At 61.2% G+C, this 25,788-nt stretch carries 21 protein-coding genes and 1 pseudogene; 11 read left to right on the plus strand and 11 right to left on the minus strand.

Features of this window, described 5'->3' with window-relative positions; translation table 11 throughout:
- Window positions 1-9: 9 nt before the first annotated feature.
- Window positions 10-939 carry a 3-keto-5-aminohexanoate cleavage protein gene (locus M0D67_RS33055; RefSeq protein WP_168435679.1) on the minus strand — a complete coding sequence of 310 codons (930 nt, stop codon included), beginning with the start codon at window positions 937-939 and terminating at the stop codon, window positions 10-12.
- A gap of 1,179 nt (window positions 940-2,118) precedes the next feature.
- Between M0D67_RS33055 and M0D67_RS33060 the strand changes: the two genes are divergently transcribed.
- The 3 genes from M0D67_RS33060 (at window position 2,119) to M0D67_RS33070 (ending at window position 5,105) form a co-directional block, all read left to right on the plus strand.
- Window positions 2,119-3,099, plus strand: coding sequence for a VOC family protein (locus tag M0D67_RS33060; RefSeq protein WP_266241099.1), 981 nt, complete (start codon window positions 2,119-2,121; stop codon window positions 3,097-3,099).
- A 61-nt stretch (window positions 3,100-3,160) separates the two neighbouring features.
- Window positions 3,161-4,300: an FAD-dependent oxidoreductase gene (locus tag M0D67_RS33065; RefSeq protein WP_266241100.1), complete on the plus strand. Its 1,140-nt coding sequence runs from the start codon at window positions 3,161-3,163 to the stop codon at window positions 4,298-4,300.
- Between the two features lie 79 nt (window positions 4,301-4,379).
- Window positions 4,380-5,105 carry a glutathione S-transferase family protein gene (locus M0D67_RS33070; protein WP_154560260.1) on the plus strand — a complete coding sequence of 242 codons (726 nt, stop codon included), beginning with the start codon at window positions 4,380-4,382 and terminating at the stop codon, window positions 5,103-5,105.
- 258 nt (window positions 5,106-5,363) lie between these two features.
- Here M0D67_RS33070 and M0D67_RS33075 read toward each other — a convergent pair whose 3' ends face one another.
- Window positions 5,364-6,314 (minus strand): LysR family transcriptional regulator, encoded by a 951-nt coding sequence (locus M0D67_RS33075; protein ID WP_266241101.1) that lies wholly within the window; start codon window positions 6,312-6,314, stop codon window positions 5,364-5,366.
- Window positions 6,315-6,870: 556 nt separating this feature from the next.
- Between M0D67_RS33075 and M0D67_RS33080 the strand changes: the two are divergent.
- Window positions 6,871-7,606, plus strand: a pseudogene (locus tag M0D67_RS33080) (IS6 family transposase).
- Between the two features lie 792 nt (window positions 7,607-8,398).
- Here the strand turns inward: M0D67_RS33080 and M0D67_RS33085 are convergent.
- Window positions 8,399-8,887 (minus strand): hypothetical protein, encoded by a 489-nt coding sequence (locus tag M0D67_RS33085; RefSeq protein WP_154560258.1) that lies wholly within the window; start codon window positions 8,885-8,887, stop codon window positions 8,399-8,401.
- A 329-nt stretch (window positions 8,888-9,216) separates the two neighbouring features.
- Here M0D67_RS33085 and M0D67_RS33090 point away from each other — a divergent pair, with 329 nt between their 5' ends.
- Both M0D67_RS33090 and M0D67_RS33095 read left to right on the plus strand, forming a co-directional pair.
- A complete protein-coding gene (locus M0D67_RS33090) occupies window positions 9,217-9,417 on the plus strand; it encodes a hypothetical protein (protein WP_154560257.1) in 201 nt (66 codons plus the stop codon).
- A 666-nt stretch (window positions 9,418-10,083) separates the two neighbouring features.
- Window positions 10,084-10,671 carry a YSC84-related protein gene (locus tag M0D67_RS33095; RefSeq protein ID WP_154564079.1) on the plus strand — a complete coding sequence of 196 codons (588 nt, stop codon included), beginning with the start codon at window positions 10,084-10,086 and terminating at the stop codon, window positions 10,669-10,671.
- 174 nt (window positions 10,672-10,845) lie between these two features.
- Here the strand turns inward: M0D67_RS33095 and M0D67_RS33100 are convergent, their stop codons facing one another.
- The 8 genes from M0D67_RS33100 to M0D67_RS33135 all read right to left on the minus strand — a co-directional run bounded on the left by M0D67_RS33100 (window position 10,846) and on the right by M0D67_RS33135 (window position 20,182).
- The gene (locus M0D67_RS33100; RefSeq protein WP_154564077.1) at window positions 10,846-11,970 is read right to left on the minus strand and encodes a porin; all 1,125 of its coding nucleotides are present in this window, start codon (window positions 11,968-11,970) and stop codon (window positions 10,846-10,848) included.
- Between the two features lie 242 nt (window positions 11,971-12,212).
- On the minus strand, window positions 12,213-13,382 hold the full coding sequence (locus tag M0D67_RS33105) for a thiolase (RefSeq protein WP_154564075.1): 1,170 nt from the start codon (window positions 13,380-13,382) through the stop codon (window positions 12,213-12,215).
- 6 nt (window positions 13,383-13,388) lie between these two features.
- A complete protein-coding gene (locus tag M0D67_RS33110; RefSeq protein ID WP_154564073.1) occupies window positions 13,389-14,924 on the minus strand; it encodes a class I adenylate-forming enzyme family protein in 1,536 nt (511 codons plus the stop codon).
- Window positions 14,921-15,328 (minus strand): Zn-ribbon domain-containing OB-fold protein, encoded by a 408-nt coding sequence (locus M0D67_RS33115; protein WP_154564071.1) that lies wholly within the window; start codon window positions 15,326-15,328, stop codon window positions 14,921-14,923. The genes M0D67_RS33110 and M0D67_RS33115 overlap by 4 nt, the downstream gene beginning before the upstream one ends.
- Complete coding sequence (locus tag M0D67_RS33120; RefSeq protein ID WP_154564069.1) at window positions 15,325-16,815, minus strand: carboxylase; 1,491 nt, start codon at window positions 16,813-16,815, stop codon at window positions 15,325-15,327. The genes M0D67_RS33115 and M0D67_RS33120 overlap by 4 nt, the downstream gene beginning before the upstream one ends.
- A gap of 5 nt (window positions 16,816-16,820) precedes the next feature.
- Window positions 16,821-18,269, minus strand: a complete 1,449-nt coding sequence (locus M0D67_RS33125) for a hypothetical protein (protein WP_154564067.1) — start codon at window positions 18,267-18,269, stop codon at window positions 16,821-16,823.
- Complete coding sequence (accC, locus tag M0D67_RS33130) at window positions 18,266-19,678, minus strand: acetyl-CoA carboxylase biotin carboxylase subunit (protein ID WP_154564065.1); 1,413 nt, start codon at window positions 19,676-19,678, stop codon at window positions 18,266-18,268. The genes M0D67_RS33125 and accC overlap by 4 nt, the downstream gene beginning before the upstream one ends.
- Before the next feature lie 21 nt (window positions 19,679-19,699).
- Window positions 19,700-20,182, minus strand: a complete 483-nt coding sequence (locus M0D67_RS33135) for a biotin/lipoyl-containing protein (protein WP_154564063.1) — start codon at window positions 20,180-20,182, stop codon at window positions 19,700-19,702.
- Window positions 20,183-20,230: 48 nt separating this feature from the next.
- Between M0D67_RS33135 and M0D67_RS33140 the strand changes: the two genes are divergently transcribed.
- The 5 genes from M0D67_RS33140 (at window position 20,231) to M0D67_RS33160 (ending at window position 25,765) form a co-directional block, all read left to right on the plus strand.
- Entirely contained in the window at window positions 20,231-20,890 is a 660-nt protein-coding gene (locus M0D67_RS33140) for an acetyl-CoA carboxylase biotin carboxyl carrier protein subunit (RefSeq protein ID WP_154564061.1), read from the plus strand.
- Between the two features lie 86 nt (window positions 20,891-20,976).
- Window positions 20,977-22,254 carry an MFS transporter gene (locus M0D67_RS33145; protein WP_154564059.1) on the plus strand — a complete coding sequence of 426 codons (1,278 nt, stop codon included), beginning with the start codon at window positions 20,977-20,979 and terminating at the stop codon, window positions 22,252-22,254.
- A 265-nt stretch (window positions 22,255-22,519) separates the two neighbouring features.
- Window positions 22,520-23,233 (plus strand): GntR family transcriptional regulator, encoded by a 714-nt coding sequence (locus M0D67_RS33150; RefSeq protein ID WP_166618251.1) that lies wholly within the window; start codon window positions 22,520-22,522, stop codon window positions 23,231-23,233.
- 61 nt (window positions 23,234-23,294) lie between these two features.
- The gene (locus M0D67_RS33155) at window positions 23,295-24,884 is read left to right on the plus strand and encodes a class I adenylate-forming enzyme family protein (RefSeq protein WP_154564055.1); all 1,590 of its coding nucleotides are present in this window, start codon (window positions 23,295-23,297) and stop codon (window positions 24,882-24,884) included.
- Window positions 24,881-25,765, plus strand: coding sequence for a TauD/TfdA family dioxygenase (locus M0D67_RS33160; protein ID WP_154564053.1), 885 nt, complete (start codon window positions 24,881-24,883; stop codon window positions 25,763-25,765). Before M0D67_RS33155 ends, M0D67_RS33160 begins: the two co-directional genes overlap by 4 nt.
- Window positions 25,766-25,788: the final 23 nt, after the last annotated feature.

Raw genomic sequence — 25,788 nt, forward strand, 5'->3', positions numbered from 1 at the left:
CGGGCTCCCTTAGAACGCCGTCTTGCCACGCCCTTTCAAGCCGAGCATTTCACGAGCTTCATCAGGCGTCGCAACGTCAAGGGATAGCTCCTCCAGAATTCGCCGTATCTTGCGGACCTGCTCTGCATTCGACGTCGCCAACTGGCCGCGGCCGAGATACAGACTGTCCTCCAGACCAACCCGGACATTCCCGCCGAGAATGGCCCCGAGCGTGACAAGCGGCATCTGGTGCCGCCCCGCGCCCAGGATCGAAAAGCGGTAGTTCTGACGACCAAAAAGACGATCGGCCGTTGTGCGCATGACGGTCAGATTCTCTGGATCCGGACCCATGCCGCCCAGCACCCCATAGATCGACTGTATGAAAAGTGGAGGCTTTACAAGCCCCTCATCCACGAAGTGCGCGAGGTTATAGAGGTGGCCGAGGTCGTAACACTCAAACTCAAACCGGGTCCCACACCCTTCGCCCAGTTCGCGGAGAATGTGACCGATGTCCCGGAATGTGTTCCGGAAAATGATGTCCTCGGTTCCTTCGACATAGGGACGCTCCCATTCGAAGCGCCATTGCTTTATCTTCCGCGCGACTGGATGAATCGAGAAATTCATCGAACCCATATTCAAGGAACACATTTCCGGCTTTGCAAGAAGTGGGTACGCAAGCCGATCCTGCAGCGTCATGCTTGTGCTGCCTCCCGTGGTGATGTTGATTACCGCATCCGTCTGCTCAGCAATGCGCGGAACGAACGCCGAGAACACAGCAGGGTCAGCAGTCGGTCGGCCGTCGATCGGGTCACGGGCGTGCAGATGCAGGATGGCGGCTCCTGCTTCCGCTGCCTCTATAGCCTGCGCGGCGATCTGATCGGGGGTCAGCGGAAGATGCTCAGACATAGACGGCGTGTGAAGCGCGCCCGTCACCGCACAGCTAATAATTACCTTGTTCACTCAACTCCTCCAGATTCAATTTCGCGGCATTGCATGGGAATTCGGATGCCATCAGTTGCCATCCTGCCCCGTTGAAAATCCTTGTATGCGCAGCCCCCAGGACGCACGAAAGCGAACTCTCCGGACGTCCCTTGGGTTCTGGAATTGCGCTAGATCGATGCTGTCGTTCCCGCCGGTGAGATGAGAGAGGCACGAACGCGCTGCGATTCTCCTCGCTGGCGTTTCAGCGGACGGAGATGCCCGCGGTCCACCGTCTGCGAATTCGGGTCGGGTCGCGCTCAGCCAACATTGACGTCTCCTTGACAGAATCGTCTGTCGATTCCTTTTTTACTGTCTCGTGTGCAGCATCCGACACCCTCGCGAAATGCCTGCGGCGGACTACAGCGTCGCCCGGACTTCTGGCATGACCGGCACACGGTTCATGTGTGCAATCATCGAATGCGAATTGGTTTTTCTCAACTTGATTATTTGAATCTCACACATTCACCCGATGAATGTATAAGTCGCTGAACTCCACCATGATGAAATCAACGGTAGCTGGCCGCTCCTGCCTACAGTCCACCCGCATGTCGGAGCGAACAGCGACCGACCCTGGAAGACACCTGGGCGTTGCTGTGCGCTCTATCCCAGGCCAACAGCACTAGATAGCCGAGCGTTCGATTTGTATCTGAAGGTGGTGACGTTGTCTGGCATCAACGACGAAGGCGCCGTAGGAGGCACCAACGCGATCCCTATGGTTGAAGAGCAAACGCTCGACCAAGCGTTTTATCGCGCTCACAAACCTATCGTTGCGGGCTCCGTAGGCGGTCACCTTAAAAACCACTACTAGCCAGTCGTGTCCGGAAAGTGCCTATCCATCGGATAGTTCATCTTCTTTCACGACTGCGACAAGCATTCACGCCGTGAATTGGTCGCATTTAAACAATCAAGTTGAGAAACGCCTTCTCGTGACGGATCATTCAGGTACCCGTTCGAAAACAGGCGACGACCGCAAGCCGGTACCGATGCCATAGGAGACAGCAACAATGAATCCCACATTCCGTCCTCCGGATCGTATGCCTCAACGCGATCGGGGAACGACGTCACCGTTCTCCTGAAATTTTCGCGCCCGGCAGCGCTGAGACTATTTCCGTTAGTCCCCTGAGAGCACATTTCTTTCAGTTATTCTAAAGGTTCTATATGCCGATTATTGGTATCAAGTCGCTCGTTTACGGCGTTGAGGATGTCGCACTCAGCACGCGATTCTTCAGTGATTTTGGACTTCCCCTGATTGAAGATGATGACCAAAATTCGACCTTCCAACTTGAAGAGGGATCGTCAGTCGTCATCCGTCAACTTGCCGACCCTCTCCTGCCGGATTCCGCACTGATCGGTCCGGGCGTTCGCGAAGTGGTATGGGGCGTAGACTCAGCTGACGAGCTCGACGCGCTTGTTGCCGACCTTTCACGGGACCGCGATGTCACTACCACGCGGGACGGTGTGGCTCACTTCCTGAGCGACTGCGGTCTTCCCCTTGGGCTCCAGGTCTTCGACAGAAAATCCGTTGTCTACGCGCCTGACGCTGTAAATGCTCCCGGCGTCGTGCGGCGGCTCAATACCCACAGAAAATGGCGAACGCGAGCGCGCCCAAAAGTAATCCAGCACGTTGTCTTTGCCGTGAAGGACTTCAGGAAGTCGTTCGAGTTCTTCCGCGATCGTCTGCATTTCCGGCTCTCGGACTACCAGCATCACTTCGGTATCTATTGCCGTGCCGAAGGCAGCAACTGTCACCACAACCTCTTCCTGCTCAACGCCAACCTGCCGCAGCTTGGCATGGACGGAAAGCCAAAGTTCGACCATGCCAACTTCGGCGTCGAAGACATCGACGAGATCATGACGGGGGCTAATTATATGGAACGGAAGGGATGGGCGAAGTCCGAGTGGGGACTGGGCAGACACCGCATCGATTCGGCTCTCTTCTACTACTTCCCTTGTCCTGCCGGTGGAGAGGCGGAGTACGGAGCGGACGGTGACTACATCGACGACAACTGGATCCCCCGCGAATGGCCGGTGCCACTGTTTGCATTCGCACACTACGTTCACAACCTGCCTGCGTGGCTCCAGGAACCGCCCGCCTGGGAATTTCGTTATCTGGAAGACGGGATCTTTGGGGGAGACTGATCTCCCCGGTTCCAGCATACCAACCTTAATGCAATAAACGACAGCTAACAGGAGAATAACCATGCCCACGATTCGAAGGGTACTCATCGTCGGTGCGGGAATCGGTGGCCTAACCGCAGCGATAGCATTGCGCCGCAACGGCATCAATGTCGAGATGGTCGAACAAAACCCCAACTGGTCCGTCTACGGCGTAGGCATTATCCAACCCAACAACATGCTCCGCGCGCTGGATCGCATTGGTCTGGCTCAGCAATGTGTGGACGATGGTGCAGGATTTCCGGGATGGCGCATACATGACAAGGATGGGAATCACCTGATGGACGCGCCGTCAACCTGTGCCGCGGCGCCTGCCTATCCGGAGAACAATGGCATCACCAGACCCCGTCTGCAGAAGATCCTTTCCGATGCAGCACTGTCAGCCGGCGCAACGGTAAGCCTCGGAACCACTATCGATGCGATCCACGATGAAGGTAACGCGGTGCGCGTGACGTTTCCTGACGGAACCTCAAGCAGCTACGATCTGGTGATTGGAGCAGACGGTATCTATTCGAAGGTTCGGGAGTTGCTCTTTGGCGATAAATATCGTCCGCTTTATATCGGGCAGGCGGTATGGCGCTACAACCTGCCCCGCCTTCCCAGCGTGACATGGGGAGAAATGTTCTTTGGCCCCGATAGCAAGGTCGGCCTCGTTCCCATGGCGGAGAAAGAAATGTATATGCTTCTCGTGTCCTCGGAGCCAGGCAATCCCTGGATGGACCGAGCTCAACTCGCGGACAACATGCGCCAGCGCCTGTCAGCATACACCGGACCCGTCGCGCAACTGCGCGAGAGGATTACAGACTCAGCCGCGGTCGTCTACAAGCCCATGGAAACCCTCCTGATGCCAGATCCATGGTACCGCGGCCGCACCATTTTGATTGGCGATGCCGCGCATGCAGCAACACCGCATCTCGCCCAGGGTGCGGCAATGGCTATCGAAGATGCCGTATTGCTCGGTGAGCTATTGGGACGCGATTCAGGTTTGCAGGAAGTTCTGGACGAATTCATGCGTCGCCGGTTTGAGCGTGTGCGCTTCGTTTTCGACTCCTGCAACCAGATCTCGACATGGGAGAAGCAGGAGTGGCTAGGAGAGAACGACCCCAATGCCAAACCTGGCGAACTACTTCACAGCGCAATCCTTGAGCTGATGAACGACTACTAAACCAGCCGACAGTCCGGAGGCTAGCAGTAGTATTCGCCACCCCTCGGACTTCGATACTGTTCTTGCATGGAGACTCTAGATGACGCAAATCACCCTTCATTTCGCGCCGAATACCTGCGCGCGAGTGACCATGATCGCTCTCGAGGAGATTGGTCACCCCTACGAAACCGAACTCGTCTCGTTCGTCAGAGGGGACCACCTGTCTGAGGGTTACCGTGTGCTCAATCCAAAGGGCAAGGTTCCCCTTCTCGTCGTCGACGGAAAACCGCTCACCGAGAACGTTGCAATATTGACATGGCTAGCTCAACGATTTCCGAACTCAAACCTGCTGCCCAGATGCACCGACGCCTTCGCTTACGCACAGGCTCTGGCTGATCTGTGCTTCTGCGCGTCCGGGCTGCATCCCATCGTCACTCGGCTGCGCATTCCCCAGTATTTTTGCGATACTCCTGATGCTGCTCCGCGTGTATTCGCAATGGCGGAAGATGCAATGCGTCCCAACTTCGAACTGATCGACTCGCGTCTGTCGAAGAACGAATGGTGGTATGGCGATACGTGGTCCATCGTTGATGCTTACATCAACTGGGTCTGGTTTCGCGTCGCTGGGACAGACTTCGACACATCGCCGTACACTCACTTCGCCCGGCACAACGAGAAACTCGCCAGACGGCCTTCCGTTCAACGTACCGTCGAGAAGCATGAACACGCAGCCGATTGGCTGGCAAGCCAAGGGCTTGAGGTCAGGTTCAGCGGCGCCGGAGCCTTCCAGATCAAACATTCGACCAGCGGCGCAGCTTCGCCCTGAGACACCCACGATCTGCCAGAGAGCACGAAGGGCGGTAACAGCCTGTACAGGTTCGCCCCCAAGCTAATGCCGTCATTCACAGTAAGGACGGGCCGTGAATCGCCGGAACATCCGCTTTGTAGAGACCGCGACGAGCCGTGCTAACGCGAACTTTCCCATTCTTTAAACAGGATGTCGCGGCCTGTGGACTGGAGATGCGGCCACATTCGGTGTCCTGCTTGCAACGCACAGTGCGAATGAGAAGCGGCCTACCCGTCGCTAACGAGCGGTCGGTGCCTGAGCCTTGCGTCCCCCGCCTCTTACCTTGCCGGACGACGTCGTCGATCCGAAGGATTGCGCCACGCGCGTGAGTAGCCCCCTGAACCACGAGATGGCCGGATCCCGCTCCTGATATTTATGCCACTGCACCATCTCGACAATTTGCGGTGTAGGTACCGGGCACGGGAGTACGCGCATTGGATAAATTTCCGCCATCGCGTGGGCCAGTCTCGTCTGGATCGTCGCTACTCGGTTCGTGCCCACAATCAACCTCGGCAGCACGGCAAAGCTCGGCGCCACGAGCTCTCTTCTCCGCACAAAGCCGTGTCTCACCATGAAATCCTCTTCCGCCGACACCAATTCGCCAGAACCCCACTGGACCGCAACGTGTCCCATCGACATGTATTTTTGGCGGGACAATCTCGAAGCGATTTCCTGGTTCCCGTTCCACACTATGCACACGAATGTTTCCGCGAAGAGATTTTCCGATGGGTGGTTCTTCGAAGCGAAGAAGTCCGGTGCGAGTAACAGTTCGATTTCCCCGCGATCGAGATTCTCATGAGATTGCGTACTGATCAGACGCAGATCGAATTGCATGTTCGGCGCCTCCCTCCACGCTATCTGCAGAACGTCCGCAAGAAAGACATTGATCATGTAGTCAGAGGCCTCGATCGTCATTTTTCTGGTTGACGTGGACGGATCGAAACTCGGGCGCGTTGTCGTAATCGCCTGTACTTGCAGAAGGACATCACGTACCGGCTTTACAAGGCTCTCCCCCATTGGCGTCAACACCATGTTTTTTCCGACCTGCTGCACGAGATCGTCGTCGAAATACTTCCTTAACCGCGCAAGCGCGTTGCTCATCGCCGGCTGACTCAGAAATACGCGGTCAGCTGCACGCCCCACGCTTCGCTCGGCGAGTATCGCATCCAAGACGACCAGTTGATTCAAATCCAGTCGATTAAATCGCAATTGCAGTACCCTCCTCCAGGCTAACACCAGTATAGCGAGTGTAAACTCCCATGACTCGCATTACTTCGATGAGCGGCATGACTGGAGGACTTCACGAAGACCTTGAAATAAAAAATGGTGCTCGTCGGTGATTACCCCGGCCTGCAGGATTTTCAACAGCGACTGTCGGAGTTCATGGAGAAAAGGTACAACCGGAGCCTTTGACATTCCACTCAGCGCTGGCGTATGCGTTTGACCCCGATGCGGGCGTCAATATGTATGCTGGGGGAAGAAGTCGTGGCACTCTAACTGCCTCGACGATCTAGGGCACATGACCTGATCATTCATCGTCGCGCGGGATGTCAAATCGCGGAATGTTCGACTACATCTATCAATCGCGCGACACAGCAGGTAGCGTTCATCGCACCACCCTACTCGATCACCCGAATAGCGTTGGCATCGCTCCGACGGGACCCTCGTTACAAGGCCGGCGATTTGTCCCACATGGTCACGAGGGCGCTGTCACATTGCCGGATCTGTCGCGTAAGATCGTGTGATGAAGAATGCTAAATCGCTTTATCACGGCCACCGCTTTCCGGCTGCCGTCATCGGTTGCGCTGTACGCTGGTATTGATATGACTTTGCGTGTCAATCGCGACATTGAAGAGTTGCTCTTTGAACGCGGGGTGATCGTCAGCTACGAAACGATCCGGCGTTGGGCCGACAAGTTCGGCGCGGGGTTCGCGCATCGCGTCAAGGCTGCGCGTCGCAAGCCAGGCTCGACCTGGCACCTCGACGAAATGTTCGTGACACTTTGCGGCGAGCCCTATCTGCTGTGACGAGCAGTCGATCAGCGCGGCGTAGAGCTCGATATCCTGCTGCAGAAACGCCGGGACAAGGCGGCAGCCAAGCGGTTTTTCAAGCGCGTTCTTGCCGCTTGTCCCGAGGCACCGCGCAAGATCGTGACCGACCAGCTGCGCAGCTATCCTGCGGCAAAGGCCCAGATCCCAGAACTGATCAACGTCAAGCACGTCTTCGTCAAAGCCAGTGCCCGGGTTAACAACCGCGCTGAAAACAGCCAGCAGCCTACACGTGAACGCGAGCGCCGCTTGCGTGGTTTTCGTGATCCCAAACGCACGCAAGCTTTTCTGTCGAGCTTCGGACCGATCCGGCAACATTTCGCGCTAAAGCGCCATCTACTGCGTGCGCCGCTCTACCGAAAACAACTCGGCGAACGCTTTGCCATGTGGCATCGTTTCACTGAGCTTAGCCAAAATCCGTCTGGTTTTTGAGGAAAAATCAGTCTACCGAACTACTGCGACTCCAACACTTTAATGTGACAACGCCCTTGAGAGTAGGATGCCGAATCCCATTTACCTTTTGTGAATCAGCGTATCCGCCCCCCCTTGCCGCCTGAATGGCCCTTTCCGCCTAGTCGCGATGTCGCTGGTCGCACCTTTGGGCACCTTGTCGCGCTTCAATATCGCGGCGCCGATGTGTGGCTCTGGAGGTGCCGTTGCGGCGGCCACGTGACTGCCGAGTTGGAGGCGGTAGAAGGCGGCAGAACGCGTGATTGTGGCTGCCGTGAGCAGCGTCGTGTGTGGCGGTCCCGTCCAGGCTCACCTGCGCTGCGAGGCGGTGAGGTGTTTGGCCAACTGACGACCGATCGGTACGCTGGCGATGGTTTGTGGGTTTGCAGGTGCGACTGCGGTGGTGAGGCAACATTCAGCGCCGGGCGCCTGCGACTGGGCAAGGCGCGTTCGTGCGGCCGCTGCTTCGGCGCTTCGACCGACTGACCGGCACAGTCTGTTCGACTTGGTCATGGCATGCGCGGCGTGTTTGTCCGACGCTCCACACGATGTGTGGTGGCTCGGAAGCGTGAACGACGTTCTTTGGAAGCTGTCGTCGGTGTTTAGGAATTAACCCCGGGCATGTCAACTTTATCTCGACGTTCCCAATACGACCCACAACGGCCCGTCAGCAGACTGCTCGTGAACGGCTGTAGCTCTGCCTTTTGCGGACGTTGCGCTTTCTCGCAGTTGCGGCGTTCGGCGATTCCGATTCTGAAATGATGGTAGCAATAATCAAATCACGTCTCGTTCGAAACTCCCAAAGGCTGATTGCTCAAGTGCTTCCCATGCGAAGATCTGTCCGACGGTGATACGCTTTTCGTCCGAGCAGGTCGAAAGAAACAGTCCATACCCTTCGTCTACGAACTCGTCAGAAAGCTTTTTGATTGGGTCCGCGTAGTGAAACTGATGCACGTTCCATTTCAACTGCTCGCGGGAAAAATCCGTTTTGTGCAGCGCGCACAAGTGTGCGAGGAGTAACTGGTGATAACCAAACTCTACGTGCGCGAACAGGAGGCCGCTTTTTTTGTGATACAGAAAGTGGCCGGCTGAACCCGACCGAACGTCGTCCAATGCGTCGGCAAGCTGCTCTGCGAATCCAAAGCGGGCATGCCTCCAAAGATAGCGATCCAAACCTGCAGCAATGTCGGGTCGCGGCAGTTCCGTGAAAACTAACAGAAGCAGACGTGTGATCTCCGCAGAATCTTCTGTTCCGTATCGCATATAACCTTTGCGAAAGGTGGTGCGTAGTCTTCAGTCTACCGCATACCGGCGGTTGCGTTTGGGCAGGGCCTTGGCTCCGTTTCCTTCACAGCGGGGAACACGCATCGGGGATTCTTACTTTAATTCTGGTGGGCGGATGCCGACTTCGCGCCGAAGAAATTCCGATCGCCTTTCCCGGGGAGCGCACTTAATCGCCTGACAATCGTTGACGGGCAACTTCTTATCCTGGCAAACCACGTTGTCCTCCGCCTGCCGGATTAGAACCCGGATTCCAACAGGACACCCGTCCAGCGCCGTATGATCGAGACACAAAAAATACGGGGGCCAAGATGAGCGATGCGCAAAGCATCACGTTTGAAGCGGTGCAACTCAATGACCGATCGGGGTATTTCGTGCGAGCTACGTGGCCTGACGGTTACGAACAGCAGATCACTGGCTTCACCGACGATGCCGAGGCCCGCGAGTGGATAGCCAACGATAGCCGGGGTTGGCTAGACTGGATGCCGCACCGTCCACAGCTTGGCACCTAACACCGGCTGATCCGCGCATGCTAGCAACGCCCGGCTATCGCCGAGTGCGCGGGGGAGCCGGACGAAAAAAAACCGATCCCATAAAGGATCGGCTTGGAAAGGTCCTGGTATTTCCGAGGGGAAAACGCTGCCAGAACCTGAGAGAGCGGCCGGAATGTACTCCAGGCAAATCAGATGCAGCCGACTGTTTCGGCTCTTGGTCTAATCGTTAACGACAGCGTCGCGGTTTCCTGAAGTGCTGCCGATTAGCTGAGTTATAGGGCGCGTCGCCCGCCGGTTCGTTAGCGGACGGTCGCAAGTCTTTGTCGATTGACTGAAGCTGGCTGGACCTGGCTGGACCTGGTCCGACGGCGAACTTCCGTAGGCGACCCTCAACGGATCTTCGCCTCGCGGGAAAGCATTCGGCTCCGGTGAGAAACATCCGCGCGCGACCCTGACCTGATTTTGTCTGTCCAGTTGCCGCTATGATGAGAGACGGGAGCGAGCGAATAGGCGCCAATGTTCGCTGTCTGCGTGCGCCGATAAGGACGGCGGTCAGGGCGGAAAATCGCAATGATCGACTCAGTCCGTGAATTGCGGCGAAGGACGAAACAGAGCTATGGTATATAACCTTAGTCAGTTGCTCCCTCAGTAGGAATTTAGCAACGAACCATGATGGAGGTCGCGATGCAAAGGCGAAACTTCATACGGACAGGGGCTGCCGCGCTCGCTGTCGCCGGTCTTTCGTTCGCGGCTTGTACGGCCACGACGAGTCATGCAGCGACCAGCGAGTCCAACGCAGCGAAACGTCGGTCAATCGATGCAAAGGTCCAGGGCACCATGTCGCGACTCTACGCGAACGTCAGGGGTTCGCGGGAACTTGTCGCAAAGGCGAACGGCGTGCTCGTGTTCCCCTCCGTGATTCAAGCCGGCTTCGTCGTGGGCGGTCAATACGGCGAAGGTGCATTGCGCGTAGGCGGGAAGTCGGTGGGCTACTACAGTACGGTATCCGGTTCGTTCGGCCTCCAGGCGGGTGGCCAATCCAAGGCCATCATCTTCCTGTTCATGACGCGTGATGCGCTCAACCGCTTTCGCCGCTCCGACGGCTGGTCAGCAGGGGGCGAAGGATCGGTCGCGCTTGTGAAGGTAGGAGCGAACGGGGTGATTGATACGAACACGGCAACCGCGCCGGTCGAAGCGTTCGTGCTGACGAATGCCGGTCTGATGGGCGACGTCTCCCTCTCGGGTACCAAGGTGTCGCGTCTGAAAATCTGATGACGGAATTGGCCCTGTGGTTTCGCACGGTCCTCACTATGACGAGTCGGTGAGGAAGGTCAATGCTCATCCCGCCTTTCCGGGTGGCGACAACTTTCGCCGCTGTCGCTCGGCGCCCGCCGCGATAGGACGCGGCTCGCGTACGAAGGGTGTGCGAGCCGGTCCCGGGTTCGATCAGAAAGAGTGACGCAGACCGATGTTGACCGCGGTGGTTCCCATGCGTGGCGCCACGGGCGCGCCATAGGTGATGGTCGTGGTCGCGTTGCCTTTGTTGTTCACGTAGCCAACCTGCGCATAAACCAGCGTGGCTTTGGAAAGGCTGTATTCGGCTCCCGCGGCGATCTCGGTCGACTTGTTGGCCGAGTTATTCTTGTCCTTCAGGTAATACAGGCCACTCGTGACCTGGAAAGCCGGCGTAAAGCGATAGCCGAGCCCGACCGAATACAGGTCCAGGTCGACCAGATTCGAGTGCGCGGGATTCTTGCCGTTACTGTAGGACGCTGAAACGGAGAAGCCCTTGATCGTGTACAGCGCACCCAGATACCAGAAGCGATTGTTGTCGAGCCCGGTGGGGACGGTCGTCGGACCGGGGTTCGTATCATGACCGTTGTAGTACACCGCCGACAGCTTCAGCCCGTAATTCGAATACTTCAGCACCGCCGATTCGCGCGTGCCACCCTGGAAGCTTCCCGCGACGCCGCCTGGCGCGTATTCGAGCGCGCCGCTCACGCCGCCGAAGCTCGGCGACTGATAGACGATCGCATTGCTGTCGTACAGCGCGCCGATTGGTCCGTTGGTACTGGTGCCCGGCCAGCCCGCCGCCGTGTTCATGCCCAGCCACGCGGTCAGGATGCTGCCGAAGTACTGGCCCGAGCGAACGTCGGTCTCCGCCATCGCGTAGGCCATCGGCACGATCTGGCGGCCCAGGTTGACCGAACCGAACGGGCCGGAGAGGCCGACGGTCGCGACCTGATTGAACTGCGCCGCAACGCCCGGCGTATCAGAGAGACCGAACTTGCCGGTGCCACTGTCGAACACGCCCTGCAGCCTGAAGTTGACGTGGTAGCCGCCGCCGATATCCTCGGTGCCTTTCATGCCCCAGAGACTCGAATAGATGCCACCGTCCTTGTAGCGATAGACCTTCCCGAGGTTCTTCGCCGCCGGGCTGAAGGAGGCAGCCGAGGTGCTCTGATAAAGCAGACCGGAATCAATGACGCCATACAACGTCACCGACGACTGCGCGTACGCCGAAGTTCCGATTGCGGCCAACGCGACCACAGCGATTCCTTTCAACTTCATTCTGTCTCCTAATTAATTTATATGCTCAACCCGCAACTGCCAGATCCACCTTCACAACGTAATCCGTCGCTGTCATCAGACGACGGCTACGAATAGTGCTCAAACTACCCACGCACGCCGTTTTCCAACACCTTGCCAGTAACACGAAGCAACACCGCATCGGCCGACACGACGGCGTTCGGTGTCCGCCACTCGCGATTTGACCTTCGTGGTGTCCGCCATCGGTACCGCGAACAGCATGCTCAGTCGGCTCCCAGGACCATCACCATGTACGCCGACATGACGAGACCACCGGCCTGAACCAGACACGATCGCGCATCCTTCACCTGGCGCTCCCCGGCCTCGCCGCGCATCTGCCGGACCGCCTCGATCATGAGCTGCATGCCGAATTGTCCGGAGTGGTTGAACGACAGCCCGCCCCCCGACGTGTTGAGCGGGAATGCGCCGCCCGGCGCGATCCGGCCGTCGCGCACGAACGCGCCTGCCTCGCCCGGCGCGCAGAAGCCCAAGGCCTCCAGGCCGTGCAAGACGTTGATCGTGAACGCATCGTAGATCTGCACGACGTCGAGGTCGCTGCGGCTCGTCTGCGCCATCGCCAGTGCGTTGGCGCCGCACGTCGCGAGAACATCGTCGTCGAGCCAGTCGTTGCTGCGTAGCGGCGTCGTATGGTGCAGATATGCATCGTCGAAGCCTCGTACGACAACCGGGCGCTTCCTCAGGTCGCGGGCACGGTCCGCGCGCGTCACGATCATCGCTCCGGCACCGTCGGTCACCTGGCAGATGTCGTACTTGCGCAGCGGATCGGACACCATCGGCGCAGCCAGGTAGGCCTCCATCGTCAGGTCCTCACGCGCCGCCGCGTTCGGATTCAGCTGTGCCCACTTGCGAGCGGCCAGCGCGACTTCGCCAAAGTCCTCCGGCTTCGTGCCGTAGCGATGCATGTGCAGCTGCGCCTGCATCGCGTAGAAACCAATTGGACTCAGCATTCCATAGGGCTGGATGAACTGTCCGTTGGGCGAGCGTGGGTCGGTAGCGTGGCCGCCCTTCTGGCGGCTGCGGTCCAGTCGCTGCGTACTACCGTAGGTGATCAGCGCCACGTTGCACAGGCCGGCCTCGATGGCGCCGATCGCGTGGACAAGGTTCGTGATGTTCGACTGGCCGCCCACCAGGGTGCTGTCAACGTAGCGCGGCTTCAGGCCGAGGTATTCGGTAACCAGCAGACCGGCCGCGCGGTCGTCCCAGTAGGCGAACACGCCATCGATATCGTGCGGCGCGATGCCTGCGTCGAGCATCGCGCCGCGCGCGGAGCGGCATTGCAGGCTGAGCGCCGTGTCTCCGGGGCCGGCCTTGCCGAGTCCAGCCTCGTCGATGCCGACGATCGCATATTGGTGAGCGAGTGCATGCTTCTTCATCGCCGCCTACCTCTTCGCGCCGAACTGCAAGCGGATGTCCTTCTTGAGCACCTTGCCGACCGTACTGCGCGGCAACGTTTCCCAGAACACCACATCCTTGGGGGCCTTGGTGCTGCCCAGGCGCTGCCTGCACATCGCGATCAGTTCGTCGGCGCTGACCGACTGGCCGGGCTTGAGCTCGACCACTGCGGTGACGCGCTCACCCCAGTCCTCGTCGGGGATGCCGACCACGGCACAGTCCTGTACGGCCGGATGCCCCCAGATCACCTGTTCGATCTCGCCGGGATAGATGTTGAATCCACCGGAGATGATCATGTCCTTCTTGCGGTCGACAATGTACAGGTAGCCGTCGGCGTCGAACTCGCCGATATCGCCGGTGTGATGCCAACCGAACTGGTGCGCATCGGCATTGGCCTGCGGGTTGTTGAAGTACCCCGGCGACACCAGTTCGCCCTTGGCCACGATCTCACCGCGCTCGCCCACACCGACGATTTGCCCGTCATCGTCCATCAGCGCCACTTCGCAGGCGCCCGTGGGCCGGCCCGCCGAGCTTAGGCGCTTCAGGTGCCTCGGATCGTCGCCGACTTCATGGTCAGAGCGCGACAGGCAGGTGATAACGCCCGGTACTTCTGCCTGTCCGTAGGCCTGGAAAAACACCGGCCCCCACAAGGCCAGCGCCTCCCTCAGCTTCTCCACCGACATCGGCGCGGCGCCGTACATCACACATTCGAGCGACGAAGCATCGCGACGGCTGGCGTCCGGATGCGCGAGCAACCGGTAGATCATGGTCGGCGTGAGGAACAGGTGCGTGACCTTCTCGCGCTCGATCGCCTCGAGGATGCCGCCGGCGTCTGGCGACGGCGTGAGCACGTTGCGTGCGCCGAAGATCGCCATCGCCATCGTCGTCGCGCCCGCGGCGTGCGTAAGCGGCGCCACCACAAGATGCACGGGGTCCTTCTCGGGCACGGCAAACTGGTTCTGGATGCGGTATGCGGTCAGCAGCGAGCGATGGGTCTGCATGATGGCCTTGGGCCGTCCGGTGGTGCCGCCGGACGACTTGATCTGCGCGACAGCGTCGAGCGGCTTACGCACGGCGACGCGGCGGCCCGCGTGGGCGCGGCTCCAGCCGGCGATGCACGGCCCGCCTTCCTCAACTGGCTCGTCGAGGCCGATCACGACCTTTAGCGTCGGTACGCCTTCTCGAACGCGCGCCAGGTGCGGGGTGAACTGCGCGTGGCACACGAGCGCACTCACCTCGGTGAAATGCATGAACCAGATCAGGTCGTCAATGGCGTCGCGCCCGTTCAGCGGCACGTAAGTGGCGCCGGAGCGAAGGATACCGAGCATCGCGACGAAGCCGATCAGATTATTCGGCGTCAGGATACCGACATGGGCGTCGCCGAGGCCGAGTTCGCCGAGCGCGAAGGCGACCGCATGCGAATTACTCTCCACCTCTGCGTATGTGAGCCGGGTATTCGAATCCTGGAGGCAGACGCGGTCGGGAAACTTCGCCGCGCCGGCATCGAACGAGTCTGTAATCATGAAGCCACCGAGAGTTTGAATTGAGGAAGCGTGATGTCGTCGCTGATCGACTCGAACACCACTTCGACCGGCGCGCCGACGCTGAGCTGATCCAGGTCGGAATCGACGATCTGGGTGAGCATGCGGACACCCTCGGCCAGGTCGATCATCGCGATCGCGTAAGGCACCTTGCCGGCCATCGCCGGGTTGGCGGCAATGTGGCAGATCGTGTAGGTGTAGATTCGTCCCCGGCCGCTCGCATCAACCCACTCCATGTCGTCGCACAGGCAAACGGTGCAGAACGGTCGGGGGTAGAACTGATGCCGTGCACAGGCGGTGCAGCGCTGTATCGCGAGCCTGCCCGCCCTGGCGGCCGCCCAGAACGGCGCGGTCTCCGTGGTCGGTTGGGGTAGCGGCCGGCTCATATGCTGGCTCCAAAGGTCGCGCCAGTGACCTGGACGCGCCGTCGAATCCGTCCGAGACCTGCGACCAGATCGGCGAGCGGATTGCGCACGCTGAACTCGTCGCCGTTGCCCGTGGGTGACAGACCGTCGATCTTCTCGTCGCCATACATATAGCGCAGCAGCAGGGCGTCATCGTCCAGTTTCGGGTAGCGCTTGCGAAGGCCCGGCAGCACCGGTTCGAGCGGCGGCGGTGTGAGCGCGACATCGCGCGAACCGCTCTGGAGGATGCGGTCCTTGACGTCGGGATCCACAGGCAAGGGCAACTCGCCGAAATAGTCGCAGACGTACTTCTTCACTTCGTCAGGCACCACCTTGTAGCGCTCGTTGTTGAGGACGTTCATCACCGCCTGTGCCGCGACGATCGCGGGATAAGGCGTGACCATGATCGGCGAGCCGAGTTCGACGCGCACGCGGCCAATCTCTTCGAGCACCGCAGGCAGCTTGTCGGCGATCCCGGCCTGCCTGAGTTGCGATTCCAGATTGCTCATCGCGCCGCCCGCGTACTGGGTAACGTAGTGACTGGGTTCGTACTCGGCAGGCGCCCCGACCGGTTGCTGCTCCCGTTGCGCCACTGCGCCGAGGTAGTCCCCAACCTCGTCGAGCAAGCCGTCGTTGACCACGACATCAAAGCCGATCTCGCGCAGATTGCGCGCAATCATCTGGCTGGCCGGCAGCGAATTGCCGTTGGCCAGCGGATCGACCGCCGTCAGGATGCTGTCCGCGCCGTGCACCGCGGCCTCGATCGCGAGCCATGGCCCGAGCCCGGTCAAGCAGTGCGTGTTGAATTCCAGCCGCTTGTCGCCGATCGCCTGCTTCAGCGCCGGCACGAGCGTGCGGACCCTGTCGATCGTGAGGATGCCAGCCGCATCGCCAAGCGCGACGGTCTGTACGCCGAAACGCTCGACACCTTCGCGCGCTTTCCGCGCATATAGCGCGTCGTCATAACCGGGCGCGATGTTGTAGCCGAGTCCGAGCGTCACATTGGCGCCGAGCCGATGTGCCGTGCCGATGCTCGAGGCGAGATTGTCCGAGCACAGCAATGCATCGAAAACTGCAACTTCGCGGATGCCGTTGGCGATCTGCCGTTCGACAAAGAGGTCGGTGATATCGTCGGCCACCGGAAAGAAACCGCGCATCAGGTTGCTACGAACGGCGCCACGCATCGGCGTGCGGGTGATCCGCTCACGCAGCAGGCGGATGCGCTCGAACGGGTCCTGATTCAGGAACAGCACGCTCGCATCGAACTGGACCAGCGCGATCGTCTGCATCGAGACGAAGCCGGCCTGGTCCATGCGTTCGGCGATGGGCAGCATGTGCTCAGTGCGCATGCGGGTGGCCCACAGGCATTGCTGGGCATCGCGCAGCGTGTCGTCTGTCAGGTGGATGGTACGGCGCTTGCCAGTGCGCGCGGTCTGAGCCGCGACGAGACTCTTCAGGTGTTCGAACATTGAGGCTACTCCTTGCACTGGTGAAGGCGGATATCGACGCCCGGGCCCGTCACGCTCAGCAATGCGTAACGCTGCGAGCGCTGGAGGAGACCAAGCGCCAGGCGGTCCCAGGGTGAAGCCGGCCGATAAGTCAGTTCGGCGGCGCTCGACTCACGAGGCACTGACGACGGGTTTGCCGCGAAAGCATGCGCCAGCAGGCGCGACGCATCGTCAAGCAGAGGCATCGCGCGGCGGATGTCCTCGAGGCTCTTGCATTCAATCTTCCCCAGCGCTCCGACCCGTTGTTGCAGTTCGCGATCGAATGCGCCGTCGACCGGCCCGTAGGCGCCGAGCAGGATGCGGCGCAGGCCGGGCTGGAGCTCGGCATAGCGCGCCATGCCATTGAAGTGCTGCCACGCCTGGGCCGCGATGGGTCCGGCGAACGGCGCGACCATCGGCGGGTTTCCAACCTCGGCGCGCACACGAGCGCACTCCTCTGCAAACGCGTGCAGCCCGGCAAGCTGACCGGACTGGGTCAACGCGTCCATCGCCTGCGCCGCGATTTCTCCTGGCAACTGGTGAACATAGGGTGCCACGTCGAACACCCACGGCGCACCGGCCGGCAAGCCCTCAGCGTCGGCAATCCGAGCCAGTTCCGCGTCCGCTTCGGCAACACTGGCCATGTCTGGCACATCGGCGTCGACGCCGAGCAGTGCGAGCGAACGCACCAGTCTCGTCAGCGACGGCACCGACGCGCCGTTAGCCACGCATGGCAGTGCCGTGTCGATGCCCGCCACGCCCAGGCGCACCGCTTCGATGACGACCTGCGGCGCGAGCGCCGTCTGGCAACGCGTATGCAATTGCAATGGCGTCGCCCGCAGCGTCTCGAGCAGCAACGGGAACAACGTCGCGATGCGGTCCACCGTCAGCACGCCGGCCTCGTCGCGCAGCATCACGCGGTCGGCCCCGTCGGCCACAAGGTGCGCGGCCTGCGTGCAGTACCACGCGTCCGTGCGACGCTCGGCGGCGTCGTACGGCAGCACACCGATGGCGCTGACACCGGCCCGGCGCGCCGCGAGGAACATCGGGCGCAACCGGTCGCGCTGCAACAGCGGATCGACGATGACAACCTGCGCGATGCCACGCGCAGCGAGCTCGGCGATCCAGGCCGCGCCGACGTCGGGCGACAGCACGTCGGCACCGCGGCCGCCGTGTTCGGTCAGGAGGTCGAGACGTGCACGCAGTACCAGCGACCCGGCGGCCGCACGCAATGCCGTCACGCGCTGCCAGGGATCCTCGCCACGGGCAAGGCACTCATGAAACGTAGTGGTGCTGATGACCTCGACCTCAGTGACGCCTGTTCCCGCCATTCGCGCGAGCGGAAGCTGCGCCATCGCCGTGGTCAGCGCGCCCGACCAGGTGACGGTCTGTCCGTCGGTCAAGCTCACGTCGGAGAACTGAACGCGCGCGATCATGATTGCACCTCCACGGCCGTGGCCGCCTTCAGCGCCGCCTTGCGGGCCGGAATAAAAGTGTCTTCGACCCAGCGGGTTGTGACCTGGCCCTTCGCAAAATCGTCATGCTCGAGGACTGCCTCGTGGAACGCGATCGTCGTAGCCGGACCTTCGATGTGGAAGTCGGCCAGCGCCCGGCTCATTCGCGCGATCGCCTCGGCGCGCGTCGGCGCATGAACGATCAGCTTGGCGATCAGCGAGTCGTAGTACGGCGGCACCGTGTAGCCCTCATGGCAATGCGTGTCAAGCCGCACGCCCTCGCCCGAGGGTGGCTGCCACCGATCAATACGTCCGGGCCGCGGCAGGAAGTTTTTGTCCGGGTCCTCGGCATTGATGCGGCATTCGATCGCGTGACCGTCGAGCGCAATGTCCTGCTGACTGAACGACAGCGGCAGCCCACAGGCGACGCGAATCTGCTCTGCCACCAGGTCGCGCCCCGTCACCTCTTCCGTGACCGGGTGCTCGACCTGGATGCGGGTGTTCATCTCAAGGAAATAGAACTTGCCGTCCCTGTCGTCGACCACGAACTCGATCGTGCCGGCCCCGAAGTACCCGACGTTACGCGCCAGGCCCACGGCTGCTTCGCCCATCTGCACGCGCATCTCATCCGAGAGGAACGGCGACGGTGCCTCTTCAATGAGCTTCTGGTGCCTGCGCTGGGTCGAGCATTCGCGCTCGCCAAGGTGCACCACGTTGCCATGCTGGTCGCCCATCACCTGGATCTCGATGTGCCGCGCCTTCTCGATGAACTTCTCGACATAGAGCGTCGCATCGCCAAAGGCCGATTGGGCTTCCGACGATGCCGACTTGAACGCGGCTTCGACCTCGTCGTCGGAGCGCACGACGCGCATGCCGCGACCGCCGCCGCCCGCGGTCGCCTTCATCAGCACCGGATAACCGATTTCCGCGGCGATCCGGCGCGCGGCTTCAGGGTCGGCCAACGCGCCGGAGCCCGGCACGCGCGGCACGCCGGCCTTGGCGGCGAGGCCCACGGCGGTAATCTTGTCGCCCATCGCGTCGATCGCTTCGGGCGACGGGCCGATGAAGATGAGCCCCGCTTCTGCGCAGGCGCGGGCAAACGCCGGGCGCTCAGAAAGGAAGCCGTAACCGGGGTGCACCGCATCGCAGCCCGATTCTTTCGCAGCGCGTACCAGATTGGCGATCTTGAGATAGCTCTCCGAAGCCGGGGGCGGGCCAAGTACGACGTGCTGGTCGGCGAGGCGCGCGGCCTGGCTTTCGACGTCCGCCTCTGAGAGGCCAGCTACCGTCTCGATGCCGAGGCTGCGGCAGGCGCGAATGATACGCACGGCGATCTCGCCGCGATTGGCGACAAAGACGCGCCGGATGTCGTGCTTGACGACTGGAACCATGAGTGACTCTCCTCGTTTCGGTCAGGCGGGAAGCGGCGCGATCAGCATGAGCACCTGGTTGTGCTGCACCAGTTCGCCGTTACGGACCAGAATCTTGTGAACGATGCCGCGCGTGGCGCTCTCCACCGAATTGAACATTTTCATGACCTCGACGAGGCAAACGGTCGTGTCAGCCTCGACGACCCCGCCCTCTTCGACGAACAGCGGCTCGCCCGGGCGCGGGCTGCTATAGAAGGTACCCACCATCGGGGCACGGATTGCGACCATGCCTTCCGGGATCTGCACGGCGGTTTCCGCGGCCGGCGCAGCGTTCGGCGTCACTTGCATGGCTGCCGGCGAAGCCGTCGCAGCGGGCCGAAACACCGCCGCGCTGTCCGGGGCAACGGCACCGGGCTTGCTTGCCTGAACGACGAAGTCGCCCAGCTTGACCTCCAGCGAATCCAGTTCGGCGGCTCGATCGAGCAGTTCGAGGATCCGGGTGACGTCTGTGTGTGTCAGTGACATCTCTCAATTCTCCATGGCGCGAACAACCAGTCGCGAAGGGGTTCCGTCGTGAGCAAAGCCGAGCGCCGCGAAGCCGAGCGCCTCGGACTCTGTCAGAGCGTCGCCAATGAGGCCGGCCGCACCCGTGACCAGAACGCGTTTCATTTCGGTGTTCGTCTCAATATTCATTTCAGTATCCGCGGCTGCTCCCTTGACTCAATGATATTTACAGATTGTGTCATTGTCAACAATAAGACTTGCTGTTATTGTAGCCATCATCGCGACACCTCTTTCGGAGCCTCCCCTGTGACCACCGCCACATATTCAGAACAGTCTGAACAATTCGACGCCCGCGTGCGCCATGCCCTGGCGATGGGAGGCAGCGCCAAGCTCGAGCAGCGGCGCGCGACCGGCGCGCTGAACGCCCGGGAACGTGTCGAACGTCTGCTCGACGAAGGTTCGTTCAAGGAAATCGGCACGCTTGCCACGTCGGCAGTAGCCGCCGATCGCGAGTCGACGCCGGCTGACGGCAAGATCACCGGCCTCGGCCGGATCGATGCGCAACCCGGCGACAGCATGGATGAAGATCAGGTTGTTCTGACACTGGAATCGATGAAGATGGAAATTCCAGTGATAGCGCCCGAGACCTGCCGCCTGATCTCCGTACTCGTCAAGGAAGGCGAAGCGGTGCGTGAAGGCCAGGACCTCTCGGTGATCGAACACGACTGAGGACGCACGGCTCTGCTAAGGTATTTGGGGGCCAATGTGTCGACAATCATACGAATTCGGCCAATGTCGCCGAAAAGGAGACACGCATGAACTGGAAGAACAGGCCGGGCGCTGTGCTCGCCACACTATTGACGATTCATCTTCTGGGTCAAATCGACCGCAACATGCTGCTGGGCTTCTCGCCGCAGATCACGCGGGACCTGGCGCTCAGCAACGCGCAGTACGGCTTCCTGGTCGGTGCCGTGTGGGTCTTGAGTTACGGTGTGATGTCGGTGCTCATGGGAACACTCGCCGACCGCTTCAGTCGCCCCCGCCTGATCGCCGTCGGTCTCGTCATCTGGAGCGTATGCACCGCGGCTTCCGGCACGGCACACACGTTCGGGGAGATGGTAGCAGCACGCTTTCTCGTCGCCAGTGGCGAGGCCGCCTTGATCCCGGCCGCCGTGGCGCTGCTGTATGAAGTCTTCGCCTCTCAGCGGCGAAGCGCGGCGATTGGCCTGTTCTTCATGGGCATTCCGGTTGGCATCGGCTGTAGCTTCCTGCTCGCCGGCTCGTTTGGCGCCGAGCATGGCTGGCGCACGACCTTTTTTGCGCTGGGCGCGATCGGGATGGCTCTCGCGCTGCCGCTATCGCTGCTGCGCGAGCACCGCGACGAGCGGCCGCAAGACGCGCGCGGCGAACCTTTCGCCGCGCAGGTGCGTGCCGTCGTTGCCCTGCTGCGAGGGAACCCGGCGATCGTGCTGACGATCGCTGGTTTCGTACTGGTCCATATGGTCGCGGCCGGGCTTTCATTCACGCAACTATGGCTGGTGCGTGAGCGCGGCTTCGATGGCGCCGGTATCGCCAGGACGATCGGGATGCTGCAGATCGTCTTCGGCACGCTGGGTTCGATCGCCGGTGGCGCGCTGGGCGACCGCTATGCGCGCCGCCTCCCTGGCGGGCTCGCTACGTTCATGCTGATACTGGTGCTGCTGGCAGCGCCGCTGATGATCGCTTACCGCCTGGCGCCGGCCGGCTCCCCGCTGTTCTACGTGGGGATGTGCGCCGGATTCTTCCTCCCGCTGGCGCTGTATGGGCCGGCCATCACGGTCATCCAGAGCCTGACCCCGCCGCAGATGCGTTCGACCATTACCGGTTGCTGCATGCTGCTGATCAACGTCTTCGCCGTCGCCATCGGCAGCTTTGCCATTGGCTCGGTGAGCGACGCGCTGGCGCGCGCCGGCGTAAGCGCGCCGCTCACGAAGGTGTTGTTGGGGGCGGATATCGTGGCCATCGCGTCGGCGCTGTTCTTCCTGATGGCGGCGCGGCGCCTGTGTAGCAAGGCCCCGACGCCTCAGGGTGCCAGCGAGGCCGTGCTCCCATGATTTTCATGGTCACGCGTCCCGGGTTGGCGGCCTGGTTGACGCCAGCGCCGGAATCAGCATGAAGACGCGACTGAAGAAACTTGCGACCGTGAGCTGGAAGCCGATCCTGGCGAAATGGTGGTCCCTGAGGCATCGATTCAAGGGCGGTAGCAACTCGCGCAGCGGTCGGCTTGACGCCCAAGCAATATTGTAATATTGTCAACACGAATACGTTATGATAGACTGCTGGTGCAGTACTACAACCCTACATAAGCTAAACGGAATCATGTCGACCACTGACGACAACATTGCCGATGTTGCGGTCCCCACCGGTTCGCGCGGAGGCCGCGGCAGCCCGCGGCCCCTGACCATGCCGGAACAGATCGCAGAGAGCATCACCGACGCGGTGTTACGAGGCGACTACCAGCCAGGCGATCGCGTGCGCGAGCAGGAGCTGGCGTCGCAGTTCCAGGTCAGCCGCGGCCCGATCCGGGAAGCGCTGCGGATCCTCGAAAAGAGTGGCGTCGTGCGCATCTTGCCACAGCGCGGCGCGCACATCACGCAACTCAGCGCAAAGGAAGTCAACGACCTCTTCGAGGTTCGGCGCTCCCTCATCGGCCTGCTTGCCCGCAAGATCTGCCCTGCGCCGCCGGCACTGATCAAGGCGGTGGATCAGCAAGTTCGTGCTCTGGAAGCGCTCGGCGGTCAGGAGAGCGCGACGGAAGAGCACGCGAAAATCAGCATGCTGCTCAGCCGGCTGCTACTCGCCGCCTGCGACAACCATCGGCTGGTGGAGATGCTGGAGTCGCTCGTCAACCAGACAGCGCGATATACCCGGCTCGGATTGCGCGAACCGCAACGCCGCACACAGTCGGCCGCCAGCTGGCGCAGCTTCGTGATCGCCCTTGAGGCCGGCAACGCCGACCTCGCCGCAGCGGCTCTCGAAGGCCTCGTCGAGGCGTCGCGCGTCGCAGCCGTGAAGCACCTTCAGCAAGGCTGACGTACCGCACCGATTTTCGGTGCTTTGCCACCTACTATTGTAGACAATCGGACAATTTTATATGAGCACTCAGATTGCGGGCCGCATGATTTCCTGGGCATCGGCTCAGCACGCGAGCCGAACCGCCCTCGTCTTTCAGGGCCGCAACATCACGTTCGATGAGGTCGAACGACGCAGCAATCGGCTGGCCAACGCCCTGATCTCGCTCGGGCTGAAGCCCGGCGAGCGCATCGCGGCGCTGCTTGCCAATTCAGAAGAGACCGTAGACAGCTTCTTCGGAGCGGAGAAGGCCGCGCTGACCTACGTGCCACTGAATGCCCGCCACACACTGCATGAGCAGGTGGATATCCTCAACGACTGCGAAGCTGCCATCGTGATCGTAGGCCCGGAGTTCCGCGACGTCGGCGCGCGGCTGGCCGCCCGCCTGCCGTCAGCCCCGGCGCCGGCGCTCAGGCACGTCGTCGCGCTCGGATGGTCGGCACCGGGAACGATCGAGTACGAGACACTTGTCCGCACCGCGAGCGAGACAGCACCCGCAATCGAGGTCGGCTCCGAACATCTGCTACGCCTCGCCTATACCTCGGGCACGACCGGCAAGCCCAAAGGGGTGGCCTACTCGCTCGCGCGCTGGCAGGCCCGCCTCACCAATCACTTCGACGCGATGGAGTATCGGCTTGGTCCGGACGACGCGATGTTGCACGTCGGCCCATTGACGCACGCAGCCGGAGTCCACTTGCTGCCCTGCTACATGTGCGGGGCGCGCAACGTGATAGAAGACGGGTTCGACGTGGGGGCGGTGCTCGCATTGATCGAGCGGTACCGCATCACCCAGATCATGCTCGTGCCCACGATGCTGAACCGCCTGGTCGACGCAGTGGAAGGCGGCGCCAAGGCGGATCTGTCATCGTTGCGGCGCATCCACTATGGCACTGCACCGACGCCGCCCGCGCTCATCAAGCGTGCGATCGCCGCATTCGGGCCGATCCTGCGCCAGCAGTACGGCATGACGGAAGCGGCGCAACCGCTGACTGTGCTGTACCCAGACGATCATCTGGTCGGTGATGTGACGCAGGAGCACCGCTTGCTGTCGTGCGGACGGCCGACGGCCAACGTACACATCGTGATCCGCGACACCAGCGGCGCCGCGCTGCCGCCGGACGAGATCGGCGAAATCACGATCGAGCATCGCGGCATCGGCGAGGTGCAATTCTGGCGCCGGCCCGAACTGCTTGCCGAAACGGTACGTGACGGCTGGTACTACACGGGTGATCTCGGCTACTTCGACAAGGCCGGCTTTCTGTACATCGTCGGCCGCAACAAGGACATGATCATCTCGGGCGGTTTCAACGTCTACGCGCGCGAAGTCGAAGATGCGCTCGTCAGCCATTGCGCAGTGTCGGAAGCCGCCGTGCTGGGGCTGCCCGACTCCGAGTGGGGTGAGACGGTCGCGGCCTTCGTGGTCACGCGCACCGGCACGACGACCACGGCCGAAGAACTGCAGCGCCACTGCGCAGAGCGCATCGCCGGTTATAAGAAACCGCGCCTGGTGGAGTTCGTCGACGCGCTGCCGCGCAACGGCGCGGGCAAGGTCACGAAGAACACCCTACGAGACACATACCTGGCATCACGAAAGGAAGGAAGCAAACAATGAACGACTATGGATTAAGCGCCATCGAGGCGTGGAACAGCCGTCCTCGCCGGCACTACGAAACCATCAGCGTCAAGCCGCTGACGCACACGATCGGCGCGGAAATCGGCGGCGTGGATCTGTCCACCGAACTCTCGGATCAACAGTTCGACGAGATCCGTCATGCGTGGCTGGAGAATCTGGTCGTCATCTTCCGCGACCAGCAGATGACGCCCGAGCAGCACAAGCGCCTCGGCCGGCGCTTCGGCGCGTTGCACGTGCATCCGCTCAACGCCGTAAAGCCGGGCAAGGACCCGGAGATCTTCGAGGTCAAGGCTGGCAAGCACTCCAGGAGTGTGGCCGGCGAAGGCTGGCACACGGATGTGTCGTGCGATGCCGAACCCCCAATGGGCTCAATGCTCTACGTCACGCAGATGCCAGAGGGAGGCATCGGCGGCGACACCATGTTCGCCAACATGTACCTCGCCTACGACATGCTGTCGGATCGACTCAAGAGTTTGCTCGAGGGCATGACCGCCATTCACGACGGCGCGATTCCGTACGTCGGCAACTACAAACACAAGGCGCCGGAGGGAGGCTTTCCGACCGCCGAGCATCCGATCGTGGTGCGCCATCCCGAGACCGGCCGCAAGCTGCTGTTCGTCAACCGGGGCTTCACGTCCCGCATCGTCCAGCTCACCAGCTACGAGAGCAGGTGCGTGCTTGAGATGCTCTATCGAATGATCGAACTGACGCCACCGCTCGTCTGCCGGATCCCCTGGACGCTGAACTCGATGGTGTTCTGGGACAACCGATGCACACAACACCACGCGGTCTGGGACTACTACCCGCTCAACCGCTACGGGCAGCGCGTCACCATCGCCGGTCAGGCGCCGGGCGTCTGAGAAAGCTACGTAGAACGGAATAA

The organism is Paraburkholderia sp. SECH4 (assembly GCF_030511745.1).
GTDB lineage: Bacteria > Pseudomonadota > Gammaproteobacteria > Burkholderiales > Burkholderiaceae > Paraburkholderia > Paraburkholderia madseniana.